The 16,252-nt window shown below is 64.0% G+C and carries 18 protein-coding genes; 8 read left to right on the forward strand and 10 right to left on the reverse strand.

The window, feature by feature from the left end; translation table 11 throughout:
• The first annotated feature begins 81 nt into the window (after nucleotides 1-81).
• From SAB01S_RS00255 to SAB01S_RS00265, 3 genes are all read left to right on the forward strand, one after another.
• Nucleotides 82-786, forward strand: a complete 705-nt coding sequence (locus SAB01S_RS00255) for a TetR/AcrR family transcriptional regulator (protein ID WP_062731215.1) — start codon at nucleotides 82-84, stop codon at nucleotides 784-786.
• A 73-nt stretch (nucleotides 787-859) separates the two neighbouring features.
• A complete protein-coding gene (locus SAB01S_RS00260) occupies nucleotides 860-1,663 on the forward strand; it encodes an SDR family NAD(P)-dependent oxidoreductase (RefSeq protein WP_062731216.1) in 804 nt (267 codons plus the stop codon).
• A gap of 6 nt (nucleotides 1,664-1,669) precedes the next feature.
• Nucleotides 1,670-2,521 carry a sugar phosphate isomerase/epimerase family protein gene (locus SAB01S_RS00265; RefSeq protein ID WP_062731217.1) on the forward strand — a complete coding sequence of 284 codons (852 nt, stop codon included), beginning with the start codon at nucleotides 1,670-1,672 and terminating at the stop codon, nucleotides 2,519-2,521.
• Nucleotides 2,522-2,579: 58 nt separating this feature from the next.
• On the opposite strand, the gene SAB01S_RS00270 is transcribed toward SAB01S_RS00265, so the two are convergent.
• The 7 genes from SAB01S_RS00270 to SAB01S_RS00300 all read right to left on the reverse strand — a co-directional run bounded on the left by SAB01S_RS00270 (nucleotide 2,580) and on the right by SAB01S_RS00300 (nucleotide 9,810).
• Nucleotides 2,580-4,016, reverse strand: a complete 1,437-nt coding sequence (locus SAB01S_RS00270) for a dihydrolipoamide acetyltransferase family protein (protein ID WP_062731466.1) — start codon at nucleotides 4,014-4,016, stop codon at nucleotides 2,580-2,582.
• A 5-nt stretch (nucleotides 4,017-4,021) separates the two neighbouring features.
• Nucleotides 4,022-5,038: an alpha-ketoacid dehydrogenase subunit beta gene (locus SAB01S_RS00275; RefSeq protein ID WP_062731218.1), complete on the reverse strand. Its 1,017-nt coding sequence runs from the start codon at nucleotides 5,036-5,038 to the stop codon at nucleotides 4,022-4,024.
• Nucleotides 5,039-5,055: 17 nt separating this feature from the next.
• Entirely contained in the window at nucleotides 5,056-6,018 is a 963-nt protein-coding gene (locus tag SAB01S_RS00280; protein WP_021224819.1) for a thiamine pyrophosphate-dependent dehydrogenase E1 component subunit alpha, read from the reverse strand.
• Nucleotides 6,019-6,042: 24 nt separating this feature from the next.
• A complete protein-coding gene (locus tag SAB01S_RS00285) occupies nucleotides 6,043-7,251 on the reverse strand; it encodes an acyl-CoA dehydrogenase family protein (RefSeq protein ID WP_062731219.1) in 1,209 nt (402 codons plus the stop codon).
• A gap of 1 nt (nucleotide 7,252) precedes the next feature.
• Nucleotides 7,253-8,398 carry a thiolase family protein gene (locus SAB01S_RS00290; protein WP_062731220.1) on the reverse strand — a complete coding sequence of 382 codons (1,146 nt, stop codon included), beginning with the start codon at nucleotides 8,396-8,398 and terminating at the stop codon, nucleotides 7,253-7,255.
• A 3-nt stretch (nucleotides 8,399-8,401) separates the two neighbouring features.
• The gene (locus SAB01S_RS00295) at nucleotides 8,402-8,809 is read right to left on the reverse strand and encodes a Zn-ribbon domain-containing OB-fold protein (protein WP_062731221.1); all 408 of its coding nucleotides are present in this window, start codon (nucleotides 8,807-8,809) and stop codon (nucleotides 8,402-8,404) included.
• Between the two features lie 164 nt (nucleotides 8,810-8,973).
• Complete coding sequence (locus SAB01S_RS00300) at nucleotides 8,974-9,810, reverse strand: helix-turn-helix transcriptional regulator (protein ID WP_083951062.1); 837 nt, start codon at nucleotides 9,808-9,810, stop codon at nucleotides 8,974-8,976.
• 246 nt (nucleotides 9,811-10,056) lie between these two features.
• Here SAB01S_RS00300 and SAB01S_RS00305 point away from each other — a divergent pair, with 246 nt between their 5' ends.
• Nucleotides 10,057-11,157 carry an acyl-CoA dehydrogenase family protein gene (locus SAB01S_RS00305; protein WP_062731222.1) on the forward strand — a complete coding sequence of 367 codons (1,101 nt, stop codon included), beginning with the start codon at nucleotides 10,057-10,059 and terminating at the stop codon, nucleotides 11,155-11,157.
• A 69-nt stretch (nucleotides 11,158-11,226) separates the two neighbouring features.
• Nucleotides 11,227-11,589: a Rieske (2Fe-2S) protein gene (locus SAB01S_RS00310; RefSeq protein WP_021224813.1), complete on the forward strand. Its 363-nt coding sequence runs from the start codon at nucleotides 11,227-11,229 to the stop codon at nucleotides 11,587-11,589.
• Here SAB01S_RS00310 and SAB01S_RS00315 read toward each other — a convergent pair.
• A complete protein-coding gene (locus SAB01S_RS00315; RefSeq protein ID WP_062731223.1) occupies nucleotides 11,582-12,358 on the reverse strand; it encodes a ThuA domain-containing protein in 777 nt (258 codons plus the stop codon). The two genes, SAB01S_RS00310 and SAB01S_RS00315, sit on opposite strands and share 8 nt — an antisense overlap.
• Nucleotides 12,359-12,374: 16 nt before the next feature.
• Nucleotides 12,375-13,136 carry an SDR family NAD(P)-dependent oxidoreductase gene (locus SAB01S_RS00320; protein ID WP_062731224.1) on the reverse strand — a complete coding sequence of 254 codons (762 nt, stop codon included), beginning with the start codon at nucleotides 13,134-13,136 and terminating at the stop codon, nucleotides 12,375-12,377.
• 165 nt (nucleotides 13,137-13,301) lie between these two features.
• Between SAB01S_RS00320 and SAB01S_RS00325 the strand changes: the two genes are divergently transcribed.
• The 3 genes from SAB01S_RS00325 (at nucleotide 13,302) to SAB01S_RS00330 (ending at nucleotide 15,339) form a co-directional block, all read left to right on the forward strand.
• A complete protein-coding gene (locus tag SAB01S_RS00325) occupies nucleotides 13,302-14,621 on the forward strand; it encodes an AMP-binding protein (RefSeq protein WP_245646369.1) in 1,320 nt (439 codons plus the stop codon).
• On the forward strand, nucleotides 14,612-14,833 hold the full coding sequence (locus SAB01S_RS18770) for an AMP-binding enzyme (RefSeq protein WP_245646370.1): 222 nt from the start codon (nucleotides 14,612-14,614) through the stop codon (nucleotides 14,831-14,833). Before SAB01S_RS00325 ends, SAB01S_RS18770 begins: the two co-directional genes overlap by 10 nt.
• A gap of 83 nt (nucleotides 14,834-14,916) precedes the next feature.
• Nucleotides 14,917-15,339 carry a nuclear transport factor 2 family protein gene (locus SAB01S_RS00330; protein ID WP_062731225.1) on the forward strand — a complete coding sequence of 141 codons (423 nt, stop codon included), beginning with the start codon at nucleotides 14,917-14,919 and terminating at the stop codon, nucleotides 15,337-15,339.
• A 107-nt stretch (nucleotides 15,340-15,446) separates the two neighbouring features.
• On the opposite strand, the gene SAB01S_RS00335 is transcribed toward SAB01S_RS00330, so the two are convergent.
• Nucleotides 15,447-16,232, reverse strand: a complete 786-nt coding sequence (locus tag SAB01S_RS00335; RefSeq protein ID WP_062731468.1) for an SDR family oxidoreductase — start codon at nucleotides 16,230-16,232, stop codon at nucleotides 15,447-15,449.
• Between the last annotated feature and the right edge of the window lie 20 nt (nucleotides 16,233-16,252).

The following is a 16,252-nucleotide window of genomic DNA, read 5'->3' on the forward strand; positions in this document are numbered from 1 at the left end:
GGCTCAATTTGCTTGAACGATCGACCAAAATTTACCACTGGCTTGCGACGTGTCAACAACTGCGCCACACCCGATGCCCTGATGAAAACAAACCTATCGGAAATGACAGGGGCGGCCCGGGAGCGGCCCAAGGTCGATCGCCGCCGCGCGCCCGAAACCGGGGCGCGGATTTTGGACGCGGCGGAAATGCTGTTTTCCTGGCGCGGCTTCTATGGCGTGTCGCTCCGGGAAATTGCGGCGGAAGCAGGCGTCAAACTGGCCCTGACCCATTATCATTTCGGATCGAAGGAAAATCTTTTCGGCGCGGTGATCGAACGCCGGGCGCAGGAACATGCCGCCGGTATCGAGGCGGCACTGGTCAAGGCGCAGGCACAGCAGGGCGAACGGGCGGAACGGCGCGCCGCGATCCTGCGCGGCCTGATCGCCCCCATCGTCGATCGCGTGATGCGTGGGGGGCCAGGCTGGAAAAACTATGTCCGCCTGCTCGCCTTCGTCGCCAATCACCCGCAGGAGGAGGAATATGTCTCCCCCTTCCGCATCCATTATGATCATGTGATCCACGATTTCGTCGATGCGCTGGCCACCCTTCACCCCGAAATGCCGCGACCGGACGTGCAATGGGGGTTTTTCTTCTTTCAGGCGGCAACCACGCATATCCTGGTCGAGAGCGGCATGCTGGACCGGCAGTCGGGCGGCGCCCTGCGATCGTCGGATCTCGACGCAATGATGGATCGGATGGTGCCCTTCTTCGCCGCCGGGTTCCTGGGGCTGGGGGCGAAGGACTGACCTGACAGAAAACCGAGTTTGGCAGCAAGCATCGCCGCCCTATCCTGCGCGTTCGAGCAACAGGAGAGAGCGGATGGCGGGACGGCTGGAAGGCAAGCGGGCTTTGATCGTGGGCGCTGCGGGCCGCGACAATATGGGGCAGGCCATAGCGCGCCGATTTCAGGCCGAAGGCGCCACGGTCGCCGTCGGTGGCCGCAACCGCGACGTGCTCGACGATTTTGTCGCGCAGCATGGCGGCATCGCCGTCGACTGTGACTTCACGGACAAGGCGTCCATCGACGCAATGGTGGCGCACACGGCCGCGGGCCTCGGCGGCATCGACATCGCCCTGAACGCCACTGGCTGGGGCCTGCTCAAGCCCTTTCTGGACACGACGGCGGAGGAGCTGGACGCGATGGTCGCCCTGCAACTCAAGGGGCCGTTCCATTTCCTCCAGGCGCTCATTCCCGTCATGGCCGATCAGGGCGGCGGTTCGATCATCCAGATCAGTTCCGCGACAGCGACCATCATGTTCCATGACCATGATGCCTATATGGCGACCAAGGCGGGGACCGATCATCTGATCCGCAGCGTTGCCAACCAGTTCGGGGATCGCGGCATTCGGGTGAACAGCGTGTCGCCCGGCCTCACCGATACGCCCATGACGGCGGCGGCGGGCGCTGTGCCGGGCATTTTCGATGCCTTCGTCAAGGCTTATCCGCTCGGTCGCTATGGGACCACGGCGGACGTTGCGGCGGCCTGTGTCTGGCTGGCGAGCGACGAATGTTTCATGACCGGCGAAAATCTGCAGGTGAATGGCGGCCTTTGCCTGCGCGGCAACCCCAGCAAGGCCGATATCGAGGCATCGGTCGCCGCCGCCATGGCGCAGCAGCGCTAAGGCCCGATGGCGCGCCGCCCGCTCGCCATGGCGTCGGGCATCATGCCTGACGCTACGCCCGTCGCGCTTGTGGAATGCGCGGCCAGCGCCGGGTTCGATATGGGCGGCATGTGGGCCGATTTGGCCGACTGGACGGCGCAGACGACACGCGCCGTGCGCGCGGCGCTGGACGCAACCGGCCTGCCGCTGCTCGACATCGAAGTCGTCTGGATCAAGCCTGGCCCTCCCGACCCCGATCATGACCGCATCCTCGACATCGGTCTTGATCTTGGCGCGCACAACCTGCTCTGCGTCAGCAGCGACCCCGATGAGGGCGCAACGGCGGCCAAACTCGCCCGCCTTGCAGAGCGAGCGAGCGGCGCGATCCGCATCAATCTGGAGTTTGGCCTCTTCACGGAAGTGAAGACGATGGCGCAAGCCGCCGGCATAGTGCAGCGGATCGACCATCCAGCGATGGCGCTGCTGATCGACGCGCTGCACTGGACGCGATCGGAAGGATCGGTGGCGGAAGTCGCGGCGCTGCCGCCCGCGTGGATCAGCTATGTCCAGCTGTGCGATGCGCCCATGCCTGGTGCCGACCACGCCGATCCCGACGCCATCCTCGCCGAAGCAATCGACGGGCGCCTGCCGCTGGGGCAGGGCGCATTGCCGATCGATGCCTTGCTATCCGCGCTCCCTGCGGACCTGCCGCTGGGGCAGGGCGCATTGCCGATCGATGCCTTGCTATCCGCGCTCCCTGCGGACCTGCCGGTGGCGGTGGAGGAACGATCCTTGGCCTTGCGCGATGGCTGGCCCGAACTCCATGCCCGTGCGGCACAGCTGTTCCGCACGTCCAGGGCCTGGCTGAACGGCCGCTAGCGGCTCGCTAGCAGCAAAAGGGCCTGTCGCAGGACCCCTGCAACAAGCCCCTTATGCATCAGCCGGTCAGTAGTGCCGGTTCTTCGATCAGGCCCTTGAGCGTTCGCATGAAATCCGCGCCGACCGCCCCGTCGATGGCGCGATGGTCGCAGGACAGGGACAATTTGACGACCGTCGCAAAGGCCAAGGCGTTGCCGATCTCCACCGGCGTTCGTTCGCCCGCGCCGACCGCCAATATGGCGCCTTGGGGCGGGTTGATGATCGCGTCGAACTGATCGATGCCATACATGCCAAGATTGCTGACGGAGAAACTGCCGCCCTGGAACTCGTCGGGTTGCAGCCGTCCCGCCCTGGCCTTGTCCGCGAGTCGCTTAACCTCGCGGGATATGGCCGCGACCGACAGCTGATCCGCGCCCTTGACGATCGGCGTGATCAGGCCTTTGTCCGTCGCGACCGCCACGGCGATGTCGGCGGCGGTGAACTGATGGATGGCGTCGCCATGGACCTGCACGTTGACCTGCGGGTGCTGCTTCAACGCCAGCGCGCAGGCCCGCACGATATAGTCGTTGATGCTGGGCGCTTCGCCCGTCGCCGCCTTGGCCTGGGCGCGCAGGCCCAATATCGCGTCGATCCGCACCTTCGAGCGCAGGTAGAAATGCGGAATGGTCGCCTTGCTGTGGCTGAGCGCCTGCGCGATCGCCTTGCGCATCGGCGACATGCGGACGATCTCCATCCCATCGCTTTGGGGCGGTGCCGACGGCGGCATCGATTCGGCAGCTGGCGAAGCCGTGGGCGCCGGCGTCACGCGCGCCAGCACGTCGGCCTTGCAGATGCGACCTTTAGGTCCTGTCCCCGCCATGCCCGACAGGTCGAGCCCATGCTGTGCCGCCAGCCGCCGCGCGAGCGGACTGGCAAAGGCATCGCCGGGATGTTCGGGGACTGGCTTGATGTCGACAGGATTGCCGCCCGGGGCGGGGGCGGGAGGCAGGCTTGCCTGCTGCACATCCTGGAATGTGATGCGGCCGCCCGGGCCTGTCCCCTCGATCTGGCGTACATCCACGCCATGATCCCGCGCGAAGGCGCGGGCCATCGGGCTGATGTTCAAACCGTCCGGAACCGACGCTGCGGCCGGCGCGGGCGGGGCGGGCGGTGCATCGGGCGCCGCCTCCTGCGGTTTGACGGACGGCCGGGCATCACCGCCCTTGTACGACGCAATGAAGCTGTCCACCTCGCTGTCGGTCGACGCGTCATGTGCGGCCGCCAGCACGGCGATCAGGTCGCCGACTTCGTAGGTTTCGCCTTCCTTCGCGATCAGGCGGGCAAACTGCCCATCGGCCTCGGCCTCCACTTCGTTGGTGATCTTGGCAGTTTCGATGAGCGCCAGCAGATCACCCTTCCTGAACGGCTGCCCTTGGGCGACCTTCCATTCGGCGACGACGCCCTCTGTCATTTCAATGCCCCATTTGGGCATGGCGAATGCGCGCAGATTGGCCATGACGCTCATCCCCTCCGGTAGGACAGGAGCCGCGCCGCCGCCGCCGCGATCCGGTCGGGTGATGGCAGATAGGCCGATTCCAGTTCCCGCGCGAATGGCACGGGGCTGTGCGGGGGCGTCACCATCTCAATAGGGGCCTTGAGCGATGCGAAGGCCTTGTGCGCCACCAGGGACGACAGGTCCGTCGCCAGACTGCACCGGGGCGGCGCTTCATCGACGATCAGCAGCCGGCCGGTGCGCTCGACGCTGTCGAGGATCGCTTCTTCGTCCAGCGGGCTGGTGGTGCGCAAGTCCAGCAGATCGCAGCCGACGCCATCCTGCGCCAGCGTCTTGGCAGCGGTTTCCGCCATGCCGACCATCATGCCGGTCGCCAAGATGGTGATGTCGTCGCCCTGCGTCACCTGACGGGCATGGCCGAAGGGGATGGTATAGTCGCCATCCGGCACCTCTCCCTTCACCGCGTAAAGAAACTTATGCTCCAGGAAGATGACCGGATCATCGTCGCGGATCGCCTGGGTGAGCAATCCCTTGGTGTCGGCGGGCGTCGAGGGCATGACGACTTTAAGGCCTGGCATGGCGGTGACGAACTGGTGGATCGCCTGGCTATGCTGTGGCGCGGCGTTGTAGCCCGCGCCATAGGGCATGCGAATGACGATGGGACAGCGAGACTTGCCGCCGAACATGTAACGGAATTTCGCGACCTGATTCCATATCTGGTCCATGCACACGCCGATGAAGTCGGCGAACATGATTTCGGCGATGGCGCGCTTGCCAGTCAGCGCCGCACCGGCCGCCGCGCCGATAATCGCGCTTTCACTGATCGGCGTGTCGATTACCCGGTCTCCGCCATATTTGGCCCACAGGCCGCCCGACGTGCCCCAGATGCCGCCAATGGCTTCGGGGCCGCCCGCCGACCCGTTGCCGCCGACGATGTCCTCACCCAGCATGATCAGGCTGTCATCGCGCGCCATTTCCTCGTCGATCGTGTCGCGAATGACGTCGCGGATCATCTTGACTGCCATGGTTCGATCCTCTCGCGTCAGTAGCTGATATAGACGTCTTGCGTGACGTCGGCGGGGGTGGGGCGCGGCGCCGTCTTCGCTTGCGCGACGGCCCGGTCGATCAGGGCCGTTACCTCCTCGTCAATCTGGTCTAGGTCGGCCCCCTCCAGCAATTTGGCTTCCGTCACCTTGGTTCGGAACGTGGTCAGGCAATCGCGTTCGGCCCGGATGCGCTCCAGTTCGCCTTCGCCGCGATAGCGTTGGGGGTCGCCTTCGAAATGGCCGAAGAAGCGTTCGCAATCCAGTTCGATCGACGCCGGGCCGTTGCCCGCCTTGCACCATTCGATAAGCTCGCCGATGGTCTGGTAAACGTCGAAAAAGTCGATGCCGTTTGCCTTGACCGCTTTCATGCCGAACGCGGCGGCGCGCGTGGTCATGCTTTCTGCGCCGACGGCGTAGGCCTCGCCGGTATGTTCGGAATAATGGTTATTTTCGAACACGAAGATGACCGGCAGTTTCAGCACCACGGCCATGTTCATCGCCTCGAAGGTCGTGCCCTGGTTGCACGCGCCGTCGCCCGAAAAGCAGATCGATACCGTGCCGTTACTTTTGGCGGTGATGCCCGCGCCGACCGCGATGGGAGCGCCGGCCCCCACGATGCCGTTCGCGCCCAGCATGCCCACGCCCACGTCAGCGATGTGCATGGACCCGCCCTTGCCCTTGCACAGGCCATCGCTCGACCCGTAGATTTCCTTCATCATCGCCTCGACGTCGCATCCCTTGGCGATGCAGTGACCATGGCCGCGATGGGTGGAAATGATATAGTCGTCCGGCCCCAGATGTTCGCACACGCCAACGGCGCAGGCTTCCTGCCCGGCATAAAGATGCGTGAAACCGGCAATTTCGCCCAGGGCGATTTCGTCATGCAGCCGATCCTCGAACAGGCGGATCGTCTTCATCTGGCGATAGGCGCGGGTGAGCGCGTCGCGGCTGAGTTGCATCTGTCTCTCCTGTTCGCTCGACCTTCAAAGGCCGAGCACGGTCTTTGCTATGATGGTGCGCTGGACTTCGTTCGTACCACCGAAAATCGTCCAGGCGAGGCTGTTGAGATAGCGCGGCGCGGCAAGCTGCGCCGCCTTGCCATGCAGCGGTTCGGGCGCGCCATTGCCATAAAGCGGTCGGCGCGGCTCCAGCTCCAGCCCGGCATAGCCGTAAAGCCGCACCGCCAGCGCATCGACTTGCTGGCGCAAGGTGGATGCGACCATTTTCGACAGCGATGTCTGCGGTCCGGGTGGCAGGCCCTTGGCCATGTCGGCGAGCACCCGCAATTCGGTCATTTCCAGCGCCTGCGCCGTCAGTTCCGTGCGGGCCAGGTCTGCGGCAAAGGCGGCGTCGTCGGCCATGGTGCCACCCCTGCCGTCCGGTTCGGCAGCCGCCTCGGCGCGCAGCTTGGCGATGTCGGACAACAGCTTTGGCGCGTGGCAGGCGCCGCCGCGCTCATTTTCGAGCAGGAATTTGGCGATGGTCCAGCCCATGCCTTCCTCCCCGACCAGATCCTCGACCGGCGCGATGACGTCGTCCAGATAGACTTCGTTGACCTCATGATCGCCGGCCAGCCCCTTTATGGGGCGCACTTCGACACCCGGTTGCGCCATGTCGATCAGGAGGAAGCTGATGCCTGCCTGCGCCTTGGCCTGTGTGTCGGTGCGCACGAGGCAGAAAATCTTGTTGGCGTGATGGGCATGCGTCGTCCACAGCTTGCGGCCGTTGACCACATAATGGTCGCCGCGCCGCTCGGCCCGGGTCTTGAGGCTGGCGAGGTCCGATCCGGAGCCAGGCTCGGAAAAACCCTGGCACCAATAGTCGCTGCCATCGAGGATACGGGGGAGAAGCCGCGCCTTCTGTTCGGCCGTGCCGAAACGGCAGATGACCGGCCCCAGCAATTTGAGGCTCAGCACCGGCAGGCTGGGCGCGTTGGCGAGCGCCGATTCCTTTTCGAAGATGTAGCGCTGCACCGGCGTCCAGCCCGTGCCGCCGCAATCGACCGGCCAGTTATAGGCCAGCCAGCCCTTGGCATGCAGGATGCGCTGCCATTCCTGTCCGATGTCAGGCTCGACGAAAACGCCGGGCGTCGCCGCCATGCCGGCGCGCAGATGCTCGGGCAGATTTTCGGCCAGGAACGCGCGCACCTGCGTGCGGAAGGCTTCGTCTTCGGGCGTGAAATTGAGGTTCATCTCATCGCTCCAATATGGTGACGCCGGAAATGCCGGGCGCGCCGTAGACATGGGTGTAGCCCGTCTTTGGTTCGCCCGGCACCTGCCGTCCGCCCCCGGAGCCACGCAATTGCACGACATTTTCATAAACCTGGCGCAGGCCCGACGCGCCGATCGGTTCGCCGCAGGCCAGGCATCCGCCATCGGTGTTGATGGGCAGCTTGCCGTCGATCCGGCTCCATCCTTCGGCCAGCCATTCTTCCTGCTCGCCGTCCCCGCAGAATCCGTTTTCGGCCATGTGCATGATTTCCGCCCCGGATTCGGTATCCTGCAATTGGGCGACGTCAATGTCATCCGGCCCGATGCCGGCCATGTCGAACGCAGCGGCCGACGCGAGCAGGGTGGGGGCGCCGCCTCGCTCGATCGACAGGCTGGGGGAGAAGACTTCGAAGGAGCCGGGCGGCCGTGTGCGCGTGACCGCGGCCTTGATGCGGATCCGGTCGCGACCCAATTGCCGCGCCTTCTGTTCACTCGCCAGGATCAGGGCGACGCCGCCCTCGGCCGGTGAACAGAACATATATTTGGTCAGTGGATCGGAAATCATCTGGCTCGACAGGATCGTCTCCAGATCGACCGGGCTTCGCCGCCAGGCATGGGGGGCATGGGCGCCATTGTCGAACGCCTTTTGCGCCACCCGACCCAAAGCCGTTGGGGTGATGCCATGCTGCGCCATATAGCGTTGCAATTTCATGGCGAAGAACTGCGTCGTCACCATCATCCCGGCTTCGCCATACCAGTCGGGCAGACTATATTCGGCCGGCATGGCGTTGAACGCGCCGCGCGGATGCTTGTCGAAACCAAAGGCGACGCCCAGATCATATTGGCACGACGCGATGCCCTGCCATGCGCCGATCAGCGCCGACCCGCCGGTCGCGCAGCCGTTGCGGACATTGATGATCGGCAGGCCGGTCAGCCCCATTTCGTTGACGACCGTATCGGCATTGCCGGCGCTGTCCGACCCACCAAAGCCAAACTGCATGTCGCCCCAGTCCAGCCCTGCGTCATCCAGCGCCTGCCGGATGGCGAATGCCCCCTGTTGCAGGCCGGATCGACCTTCGGTCCGGCCGAAGGGATGAACGCCGATCCCCACGATGAAGACGTCCGCCATGCCTTAACCCTCTCGCGCCGGTGCGAAGGCGAAGGTGCGGATGGCGTGTCCTTGACCGTCATGATTGAGGGGGATGAGCACCGTTTCCATCTCCATGCCGATCCGCAGGTCATCGAAGGCCACATCCGTAAAGGGGGCCTCCACGATCACCGCGCCCGGCAACTCCACATAGCCAAGCGCAAAGGGTGAAAATTCTTCAGGCCCGGCATAGGGCGGGGACTTGGGACGGAACCGCTGCACCGTCCAGGACCAGAGCGTGCCCCGACGCGGGAGCAGCATCGGCTCATAGTCCGGGTTGCCGGTCGGACAGGGAAAGACGATGCGACCGGTCTGGCGATGCCGCCCGCCGATCAGGGCCGGATGCGGCGTATCGACGAACAATCCCTCGGCTATGTCTATGGTCTGCCCCACAGGCGATGCTCTCCCTCTTGACCCGGTGGAGTATGGAAAGGGCAGCGGGCAATGGCTTCTGTAAGAAAGCATAGGTTGGCCCGAATGGCCGTGCCGGGGCGGACAAAAAGGAAGCCCCGCCAGTGGACTGGCGGGGCAGGGGAGGTCACTACAGGCGGGGTTGATCAGGCGTGATTATGGCCTTGCGCAGCCGAAACGGCGACGCTGCCCAGATAGCCGAGCTGGGTTGCCTTGAAGACGGTCTGGCTGCGGTTGACCGCCTCCAGCTTGGTCGCGGCATTGTGGATGTGGAAGCGCACGGTGGCGCAGCTGCGCGACAGGATCATCGCAATCTCGACATCGGTCTTGCCCAGCGCCGCCCAGCGCAGACATTCGACTTCGCGCTTCGACAGGCGGCAATTGCGCGGAATCCAGTGGCGCTGGCTTGCGACACGCGAATAGCCGCTGATGAAGCGGCGGGCCTGATATTCCAGCACATCGGCGTAAAGATCAAATTCGCGCGACAGGTCGCTGCGCCGTTCATCGATGGGCGAAAAGCTGACGACGCCGATCTGGCCGAATGGCAGGTGCACGGGAATGACGATCGCGGCGGGCGCGTTCACTTCATCGGCAAAGTGCGACAGGTCGATCTGGTCCAAGAGCGGATTGGGTGCACGGGTGTAGATGCCATGGGCGTTGGCCCAGAAAGGCTCGCTTTCGTAGCGGCAGGCGAAAGGCAGGGGGGAACTGAGCGCCAGAAGCGGCTTTTTCCACCACTGGTCCTTTGACCCCGGCCAGCCGAACACGGACGATGCCAGCGGATTGCCGTCCGCGTCCGTCATCGCCGATTTCGACGCGATGTTGGCGCAGGCGGCGACGCGGAAATTGCTGAGTTCCCTCGCCAGGTCCCGCAACGCCTCCGCGGCCGGTCGCACATCGTCAATCGACGCGATGCAGATGGTGCCCTGCCTGCTTGTCCGAAAATCGACCGGGCTGATGCTCTGTTGGTCGATGCGGTCCATGCAGGCGACGAATGAGTCGTCTGTTCTCTCCATAGCCAAGGAGGCTACGCCTGCCACAATGCTTAGACAAGCGTCCAAAAACCTGTGACAAGTCATAGGTCGTTGTGGGGCGATATGGCACGCCCCGCGCGCTTCCTATTGGAAACCGCAGTCGGCTGAGCCGCTGTCATAATGCTTTAACGGAGCGAACCGGGGCCATGCGATCCCGGACCGCAAACCGCTCTGGAGCAGGGGACTAACAGCGCCATGAATTTCGATCTCGACGACGAGCAGACCATGCTCAAGGATCTGGTCGATCGCTTCGTGGCGGACCGTTATGATGCAGCCAAGCGCATGGGCTACGTGGCCCGGCCGGAGGGATTTGCGCGCGAAAACTGGGCGATCTTTGCCGACATGGGTTTGCTGGCGCTGCCACTGGCAGAGGATATGGGCGGCATGGGCGGCGGGGCGGTCGAACTGATCACGCTCGCTGAATCCCTCGGGCGTGGAGTCGCCGTCGAACCGTATCTGGTCACGATCCTGCTCGGCGCGACCCTGCTGGATAGAGGCGGGCATCAGGATTTGCGAGCGCAGTGGCTGCGGGCGATTGCTGCGGGAGAGCGTTTCTGCGCGCTTGCCCATCTAGAACGGTCAGGCCGCTACCTGCCGCGCACGATTGATATGCGGGCCACGGGGGAGGACGACGTCCGGCTCAATGGGGAGAAAATCTGCGTCATGGGCGCGCCTTTTGCCGATGCCCTGCTGGTCAGCGCCCAGGATGATGAGGGCGTTACTTCTGTCTATTTCATTGTCGCCGATGCACCCGGCCTGCATCGCAAGGATTACCGGCTGGTCGATGGATCGGTGGCGAGCGACCTGCGTCTGGCCGACGTTCCCGCCATCCGGCTGCCCGATGGCGCGGCCGCGCTGGATGCCGTGCTGGACTTGGCGCGGCTGGCCATCACCGCCGAGCTGGTGGGCCTGATGGGCCATATGTTCGACGCCACGCTCGATTATGTGAAAACCCGCCATCAATTCGGGCAGCCGATCGGTCGGTTTCAGGCGATCCAGCATCGCCTGGCGGATGATTATGCGCTGGTCGAACTCAGCCGGTCCCAGCTCTATCGCGCCGCGGCCCAATCCGCCGGTAGCAAAGAGGCGCATGCCGCAATCGTGGGGGCCAAGGCCTATGTGAGCGCCGCCGCCGTCAAAATCGCGGAGGACGCCGTCCAATTGCACGGCGGCATCGGCACCACCGAGGAACTGATGGTGGGGCAGGCGTTCAAGCGCGCCTTGCTGCTCACCCGCCTGCTTGGCGATGCGGATCATGACCTGCGCGACTATGCCGATCTGTGCCGGGCGGCCTGAAGCCGCGATTGCCCTTTCCCGTCGCCTTTTGCGATGGCACAGTCCGGCGAGATAACAACAGGAAGAGATATGCCTGAAACTTACCACCGCGTCGTTCTGGCGCAGGATGTTCCCGATCGCTCGCTGGCGGGCTTCGTCGTCAATGGCTGGCCCGTGCTGATAGCCCGCGAGGAGGGGGCGTTCCATGCACTTATCAATCGCTGCACCCATCAGGCGGCAAGCTTTACGCCCGACGGACGGGTCCGGCGCGGCGCGGTGATGTGCCCGCTGCATGGCGCGCGCTTCAAGCTGGACAATGGCGAATGTCTGGGCGGGGCGGGCTATGCGCCGCTCCTGCGCTTTTCGGTGCGCGAAGTCGATGGCTGGATCGAGGTGGCAGTGCCCGACGAAGCGCCGGGCGCCGAGCATCTGCCTGTGACGCCGCTTAGCTGACGGTTGGCGTTCGGGCGCTCTTTCCCTCCTTGGCCCAGGCGATGCCCCGCCGCAGCAAATCATGGAAGACCGGCAGGTCCCAGGCGCAGCGATCCACCTGGGGCCACCAGTCCAGGAAGGGCTGCATGTCATAATGGCCACGGCAATGGCCTAAAGTATTGTAGAGCACCGCCCCCTCGCCCTGCGCCTTGATGTAGAGCACGGGGTGGCGGTCGTGCGCCCATTCATGCTCGTCAAAGCCGGTGGCGTCCCCTTCGAACGGAGTGTCGAGCAGGATGTGCAGATCGCCATGCCGTTCCATCAGATACAGCTCATCGGTGGTTTCAAACGGCTCGATCCCTTGCGTCAGCACATGGTTGGGATCGGCGACCTCGACCCTGTAAGGGGCGATCGGCGGATGGGCGATGAACTGCGTGCCGAGCGTCTCCATCAGCAAGGGCGCCCAGCGCGGCGCGCCATAAAGACCATTGTCGAACAGGCGGAGCACCGAATTGGTCCCATGCAGCGCATACCAGCGTCCCCCCTGCGCCACCCAATCCCGCAACGCTTCCTGCACTGCAAGCGGGGGCGTGACATCGCAGGTATAGGTGATCAGGAAATCGGCCGCGCGGATCGCCTCGATATTCCCATAATCCTCGAACACACGGGTCCGCACTCGCGGATCTTCCGCCAGGAGTTTCAACAATTCCAGGCGGGCAAAATCGAAATCATGATAAAGCCCGCCTGCGATCAGCACGCAATTGAGCCTTTCCGGCTGTTCCTCGCTCATCCGCGCCGCTCCTGCCTTAAAACTGGACCCGTTTGGTGAAGCCTCCGTCCACCACGACACCGGCACCCGTCATGAACCGGCAGGCGGGCGAGGCGACGAAGGCGATCGCCTTGCCGATTTCCTCGCCGCTGCACATGCGGCCCATTGGGATTTGCGACAGGATCATGTCGTAAAAATCGGGCATGCCGGACTTGATGCCAGCCCAGGGACCATCGTCAGTGTAAATGGGACCGGGGATTAGGCAGTTGACGCGAATGCCGTCCGCCGCATGTTTCTGCGCCAATGCGCTGCTGTAATTGATGACGGCAGCCTTCAACGCATTATAGGGCTGCGGCCCCATGAATTCCTCCACCGCTCCGGTGGATGACAGGGTGACGATGGAACCGGCGTCGGATTTTTGCAGATGGGGCAACGCCGCACGGATGCCGCGTGACAGGGGCAGGATGTCGGCGTTCATCACGGTCATCCAGCCATCGTCGCTGTCTTCGCCCGGATTGGCAGACACGAAGCTGATGAAGATATCGCATCCGCCCAGCGCTGCGGCGGCTTCGTCGATGAAGGCGGGAAGTGCCTGCGCATCGCGTGCATCGACCGCCTTCCCAAAGGCCTCCACGCCGAAGTTCTTAACGGTAGCGACCACCCGGTCGACCTTCTCCTGCGTCCGCCCGCACAGTGCGACATGGCACCCCTCCTGCGCCAGCACTTCGGCGGTATGGCGTCCGACGCTGGCATTGGCGCCGATCAATATGGCTTTACGCCCCTTCAAGCCCAAGTCCATGCGGGTCTCTCCTGTTCCACGATGATGGCGCATCATATGGTGTTGGGGGCGTTCGGGCACTGACGATTTCGCCAGTCCCCGCCGGCCCCCATGGAAATTGACAGGGGCGCATGCTTCTTGGGCGCTCTATGGTGCGGGCTTCAAAGCGGGAGGAGGAGGCCAGACATGGGCGAGCGCAGAACGATAGGCCAGTATCTGCGGGCACATGCACGCGATCAGGGCGATGCGGAGGCTCTCGTCTTTGAAGGCGAAAGCATCAGCTATGCGTTGCTGGATCGTCGCGCCAGCCAAGTGGCGAACGGCCTGCGGGCGATGGCTATGCCATCGGGCAGCCGCGTGGCCTATCTGGGCAAGAACAGCGCCGCCTATTTCGAAATCTGGATGGGGGCGATCCGCGCAGGCATGGTGATGACGCCCGTCAACTGGCGGCTCGCTCCGCCGGAGATTGCCTATATTCTGGCCGATTGCCGGCCCGCTTTGCTGGTCGTGGACCCGGAACTCACCGCGCGACTGGACCCTGTGCCATCCTGTCCCGTTCTTCTGACGGAAGAGGGGAGCGGCGGCGATCTCTATGCGGATTGGCGTGACAGCCAATCCGACGCGGACCCTCATTACGACGGCGGCTATGACGATGTCGCGCTGCAGCTTTATACCTCCGGCACCACCGGCCATCCCAAGGGCGCGATGCTGACCAACCGCAGTCTGCTTGGCCTGCGCGATGATGTGTCGCAGGATGCCCTGCCGGGCTGGTTCGTCTGGTCGTCGCGGGACGTGGCGCTGGTCGCCATGCCGATCTTTCATATCAGCGGGTCGGGCTGGGGGCTCTGGGCGCTTCAGCATGGCGCGAAGGCGGTGGTGGTGCGCGAATTTGATCCGCACAGGGTGCTCGACCTGTTGGTGGAGCACCGCATCACGAAGCTGATGATCGTGCCAACGGCGCTGCGCATCATGTGCGACCATCCGCGCGCGGCGCAGACCGATTTCAGTTTTCTGGAAACGATCTGCTACGGTGGGTCGATGATCCCGCTCGACCTGTTGCGACAGGCGATCACCATCTTCGGGTGCGGCTTTGCCCAGATGTACGGGATGACCGAAACGGCCGGGACTATCGCCGGGCTGGCACCGGACGATCATGACGTGCGAGGCAATGACCGCATGGCCAGCATCGGCCGGGCGCTGCCGGGCGTGGATATTCGCATCCTCGATGCCGATGGCCATGTGCTGCCGGCGGGGGAGGTGGGCGAGGTGGCGATCCGGTCCCCGTCCAACATGGCGGGCTATTTTGGGCGGCCGGACGCCACGGCCCAAACCATCGACGCGGACGGCTGGTTGCGCACGGGTGACGCTGCACGCATGGATGCCGATGGCTATGTCTACCTTGCCGACCGGATCAAGGACATGATCATCACCGGCGGGGAGAATGTTTATCCGGCCGAGGTGGAGAAGGCCATCATCAGCCATCCCTGGTTGCCGACGTGGCGGTGATCGGTGTGCCGGACAGCAAATGGGGCGAGGCGGTCAAGGCGATCGTCGTCCCGACCCAGGGCGCTGAGCCGCAGCCAAGCGAGATCATCGCATGGGCGCGCGAGCGGATTGCGGCCTACAAGGCGCCAAAATCAGTGGATTTCCAATCCGACTTGCCCCGCAACCCCTCCGGCAAGGTGCTGCGCCGCGTGCTGCGCGACCAATATCGCTGACCTGCCATTTTCAGGAGGTGGGCGATGCGCGATGCTGGCCTACCATCATCCCATCAAAGCTGTGGAGGGGAGGGAGAGCAGACATGAGCCGCAACTATACAGGGCCGCTGGAGGACCGGATCGCGATCCGCGAACTCATGGAAAGCTACGCCGACGCGGTCAATCGCTGCGATCGCGAGCTGATGACCAGCCTCTGGGCCGAAGAGTCGCACTGGGACCTTTCCCATTATCCGCAATTGGGGGTCGTGTCCGGACGTCAGGCGATCATGGATTTGTGGGCGAGCGCCATGCCGGCCTATCCGGAGTTATCCTTCGTTGCGATGCCGGGGATGATCCGCGTCGATGGCGATACCGCCCAAGCCCGCACCTATTTTTCGGAAGTCTATACCGAACCCGACACCGGAAAGGATAAGCGTGCGCGCGCTTGTTACAACGACAAGCTGGTGAAGCAGAATGGCGAATGGCTCTTTGCCGAGCGGGTCTTCTCGATCCTGCACCAGACCTGACAAGGTGGTGCGCACAGACCTTTTCGCTCCGGCCCATCTCTCCACATAACGGGTCGACGGCGAAAGGAGGGCCTGGATCGTCCGGACGATCCAGGCCCTTTCCCGTATCAACGAGAAGTCATTCCGCCGTCGATCACCAGTTCGGATCCGGTCATGAAACTGGCCGCCGGGCTGGCAAGATAGACGATGCCTTCCGCTATCTCTTCCGGCTTTCCCATCCGGCTCATGGCGTGGCCCGCCGATACCGTGGCGCGCGCGGCGTCCAAGTCGGGAAACAGGCCTTCTTCGACATAGCGCGCGAAGATCGTATCCATCATGTTGGTTTCGATCCCGCCGGGATGCACCGAATTGACCCGGATCGGCAGCTTGAGCAGCGCAAATTCCAGCGCCGCGGATTTGCTGTAGAGTTTCACCGCGCCCTTGCTGGCGCAGTAGGTCGACATGAAGGGCGCGCCGCGCAACCCGCCCACCGACGACAGGTTGATGATCGACGATCCCCCCTGCCGATCAGCGCCGCTTTTCGCAAGCAGCGACTGCGCCGAGCGCGTGCCCAGGAAAATACTGTCGACATTGATTGCCATGCAGCGGCGAAATTCGGCAAGGCTGGTGCTGGCGATGCTGTTGGTGACGGATATGCCGGCATTATTGACCAATATGTCCAGCCGGCCGAATTCACGATCGATCCGCGCGATCACATCCTGCCATGCCGCCTCGTCCGTGACGTCGAGTTGGGCATAAAGCGCCGCGTCGGCCAGCTCGGTGTTGGCGGCGACATCGCTTGCGACCACGGTTGCGCCCGACCTGGCAAGGGCTGCGACGGTGGCCCGGCCGATGCCGCCCGCCGCGCCCGCCACCAATGCCACTGTGCCGCTGAGGCTGGTCTTGTCGTTCATGCCCATCGTCTCCTTTTGCC

The sequence above is a fragment of the Sphingobium abikonense NBRC 16140 genome (genome assembly GCF_001598335.1).
GTDB classification, from domain to species: domain Bacteria; phylum Pseudomonadota; class Alphaproteobacteria; order Sphingomonadales; family Sphingomonadaceae; genus Sphingobium; species Sphingobium abikonense.